The sequence below is a fragment of the Chitinivibrionales bacterium genome, from assembly GCA_014728215.1.
GTDB lineage: Bacteria > Fibrobacterota > Chitinivibrionia > Chitinivibrionales > WJKA01 > WJKA01.
Map to the genome: position 1 here is coordinate 1 of WJLZ01000138.1, position 3,757 is coordinate 3,757.

3 protein-coding genes are annotated in these 3,757 nt (G+C 44.2%); 2 read left to right on the forward strand and 1 reads right to left on the reverse strand.

What is annotated here, in order from left to right:
• The coding region (locus GF401_11625) for a hypothetical protein (GenBank protein MBD3345700.1) at nt 1-1,257 on the reverse strand (1,257 nt) is incomplete at its 3' end.
• A gap of 82 nt (nt 1,258-1,339) precedes the next feature.
• Between GF401_11625 and GF401_11630 the strand changes: the two genes are divergently transcribed.
• Nucleotides 1,340-2,326, forward strand: a complete 987-nt coding sequence (locus GF401_11630) for a glycosyltransferase (protein MBD3345701.1) — start codon at nt 1,340-1,342, stop codon at nt 2,324-2,326.
• 169 nt (nt 2,327-2,495) lie between these two features.
• Nucleotides 2,496-3,757, forward strand: a 1,262-nt coding sequence (locus tag GF401_11635) for a phospholipid carrier-dependent glycosyltransferase (GenBank protein ID MBD3345702.1), incomplete at its 3' end; no start/stop codon positions are given.

Below are 3,757 nucleotides of genomic sequence, written 5' to 3' on the forward strand. Positions count from 1 at the left end.
CATGAAATCGGCAACGAATATATTGGTCTCAATCTCTTCCAGGATGAATTTCCCTGTTAAGCCCATTGGATGAAAGAGCGAATAGGGGTTTATGTTTGTATAATTATTAACAACAATTCCTTTTCCCAGTGTATAGTCTTTAATCCCTCCTAAAGAAAATTTCAGAAACCCTTTTCTATCAGCGATTGGAAATCCGGTTTCGGCATAATCGATCAGATCAAGAAAACCTGAGGGTTCACTGAACTGATGCACACCCAGTTGTTCATAGTTTGCTGCCACACTGAAACGGAGGCCGATATTTAAAAATGGCAGTGAATAGGATGGTTTCAGGATAAAGGCGGGAAAAAAAGAACCATTTGCCCGTGCAAAAGATGTTGTAAATTCGATAGTTGCGCGGTTATCGAAGATCTGTCCGGGCTTTGTTATCGGGGAATATTCTTTCTCATTTTCATTTTGATCGGCAAGAATGCTCTCATAAATACGGTTAAGGGTGAATGTTCGTTTCTGAAAACCACCTTCGACTCTCCCCACTCCGGGTTTGCCGGCCATGAAACCATCGGTGAAGCTTTTACGGTTAGTAGAGGTATGGTCACTTGTTGGCTGAATGCCTGCTGAGGCAAGCTCATTTTCGATATATTCGTTTCCAAAAAAATGCTTTAAAACGGTTACATGGCGATAGGTAATATAAAGCGGGGCGGTCGGCTCTTTTCCCGGAAAGATCATAGTCGTCTGCCCGGAGACGAGGTTTAAGGCATCCTGCTGTGCAATATTCCGGGTCTTTACATTACCGCCAAGCACCTGAAATCCGGTTTCACCGGTTTTTTCTTCAACAATAGCAGAAATCGCACCATCACCGGTGGTCGCGACTGCATTGGCAGTATAAATACTGATAAAACATTTCGAGACCGCTTTCGCAAATACACCGCCGGCAAAAAGAGTAACACTGACATCGTGAACCGTCTGCCCGTTTTCTTCTTTCTCGACAATATTGAGAAGGAGTTTGGAATTTGATCCGAGGATAAGAATATTGTTGTCGCCGAATGAAAGAATCAGGCGGGTCTGGAAAAAAGTTTCAACGATGTCGTTATCATAAAGTTCCTTGCCCAGTGTAAGCTCTTCCCAGCTCCGTTTCTGCGAACGCTGAACTTTTGCATTTCCCTCTAAATGCGTTATTTCAAAGCTTTGTTGGCCCATGAGTAAGCCATTGATACAAAGCAGAAAAAAAAGAAAATTGAAAGTAACATTTGATTTATTCATTGTAATATCTTTATAATTATTGCCTTATGAATCATAGTTATAGTACAATAGAGACTGTATACTAAAGATAGTATAATATTTTATCATTTATGAAAAGCAATTTCATTATCTAAAAAAAACAGTGTGTGCAGTGAAACTGGTAATTCAAATACCCTGTTATAACGAAGAGAATACGTTAGAAGAAACTATTGCATCGTTGCCCCATCATATTGATGGTATCGATGAAATTGAAGTATTAGTTATTGATGATGGGTCGACCGACCGAAGCATTGAAGTAGCTCAAAATACAGGAGCGAAAGTACTAAGACTTTCCCGTCACCTCGGCCTTGCCGATGCATTTGCTTCGGGGGTTAAAGCGGCAATTGAGCACGATGCCGATATACTTGTCAATACCGATGCCGATCTTCAGTATCCTTCGGAGCATATCGAACGGTTGATCAGGCCTATTTTAGAAAAAAAGGCTGATATATCTGTTGGCGACCGTCTTTCCCATAAACCACGCCCCTTTTCTCCGGTTAAAATGATGTTCGAGCATATGGGTACGGCATTTGTTCGATCCATGTCGGGTGTGGATATCAAAGACGCGGCTAGTGGCTTTCGCGCATTCAGCAAGGAAGCGCTTGAGTTGATGTTTATTCATGGAAAGTTTTCCTATACTCTCGAGAGTCTGGTCCTTGCCGGGATGCGAAAGTTGAGAGTGGCGAATGTCACGATACCGATTAATCCACCGAAAAGAAAAAGCCGATTATTCAGCAGCATGGGCCATTACATTGTTCAGTCGGTTTTTTCGGTGATCAGGGCCTATTTGATGTACCATCCGCTGAAATTTTTTGTTTCGGTTGGATTGCTCTTTCTTGCAGCATCCGCTGTAATCGGGTTTCGATTTCTATTGTTTTATTTCCTTGAGGGGGGCGCCGGTCATATCCAGTCGCTGATTTTACTGGCGATTCTGGCATTTTTTGGCGTCTTAAGCATCATTTTAGGTCTTGTGGGTGATATTATCGCTGCCAACAGGCGCATTCTGGAGGAATTACGGCATACGGTGATGAAACAGTCGAACGGAAAGTAGATTCCCACGGAACACACGGAAAATCACGGAAAAAAAGAAGAACCACAGAAACACAGATAATTAAGCAAAAGCATTGGATAGCAAAGAATGGAATCACGTGCGTTGCTGGCAAGTGACAATACCCTCTCACATCGCGGGATAAAAAAGACAATTCCAGACTGGTTATTTCATGCCGTTATCTGGGGCTGGCTCATGCTTGTTAACGGGGTGTTTTTCTGGGGGCGGATTACTCAGTCCCGGGCGGTTCAGTCGTTTCTTGACAAGATCGGGTTATAATTTCATGTGGGCGATTGTAGTACTGTTGATCAGCGCCTCTGCTATTGGAAATTACCTGTTGTCCCGGATCAGAATTACCGGGGATAATCGCCTCGAGCATGCTGTTCTTGCCTGTGCAGCCGGCCTGGGAGTCTGGTGCTACGGACTGTTTGCGCTGGGGCACGCGGGGCTGCTTAACAAATGGGCGTTCCTTGCGCTTGCATTGGTTACATCAATACCAGCCATCTGGGCTTTTTTCCGGAAAAAGAAATGCCGGCACATTCTGAAGCCTCACAATCCCTTGTCCCGATTCGAATGGATCATGGTGGCTATCGCTTTTGTTGTTGCCGCAGTAACGCTTATCTGCTGCTATGCTCCGGTCGTTGGGGGGATTGGTAATGATGAAATTGGGATTCATATCACCGTACCTCATGAATGGCTTCGGGGTGGAAGAATTTCATCTCTTCCGTATATGGTATATCATCTTGCCGGCCATGCAGAGCTTCTATTTGCCTATGCTATGGCATTTTCGGGTGAAACCGGCGCGCGATTGATGTCATGGACATTCATGCTCTTGTGCTCGTTGCTGATTTACATAATGGGGAAACAAAAAGCGGGACGCTCCGTTGCGCTGGGAGCCGTTGTTTTTGTTGTGATCAATCCTCTGATATTCAGAACCTCGTTTATCGGCTTTATCGATTTTCCCGCAACCTTCTATATTCTTTTGTCGATGTGGTCGCTGATGAGGTATTCTGAAAGTAGAGAATGTAAGGAGATTCTGCTTTCTGCATTTTTCCTCGGGATTGCGTGCGGGATTAAACCGACCGGTTTGTTTTATGCATTAACAAACAGCGCATTTCTTGTCTTTATAATGATGCGGTCTCGTAGGGAAAAGCTTTTCCAAATGGCAAAAAATGTCACGATCTTTTGCGCTGTTACGGCAATTCTGGGATCGCCCTGGATTGCCCGGAATCTCGTTTTGACCGGCAGTCCCACATTTCCGCCTCCGCTATTTATCTACCGGCTGAATAATGATCAACCCCTTACCTTTGCCGGACAAAAATTGACATTTGACAAAGGGAAAGAATATATGGAATACTATCCATCACGGGTCCGCCCCTATGGGCTGGGCATAAAGAATTATTTCTTGCTTCCCTGGAATATCACCATGCATCC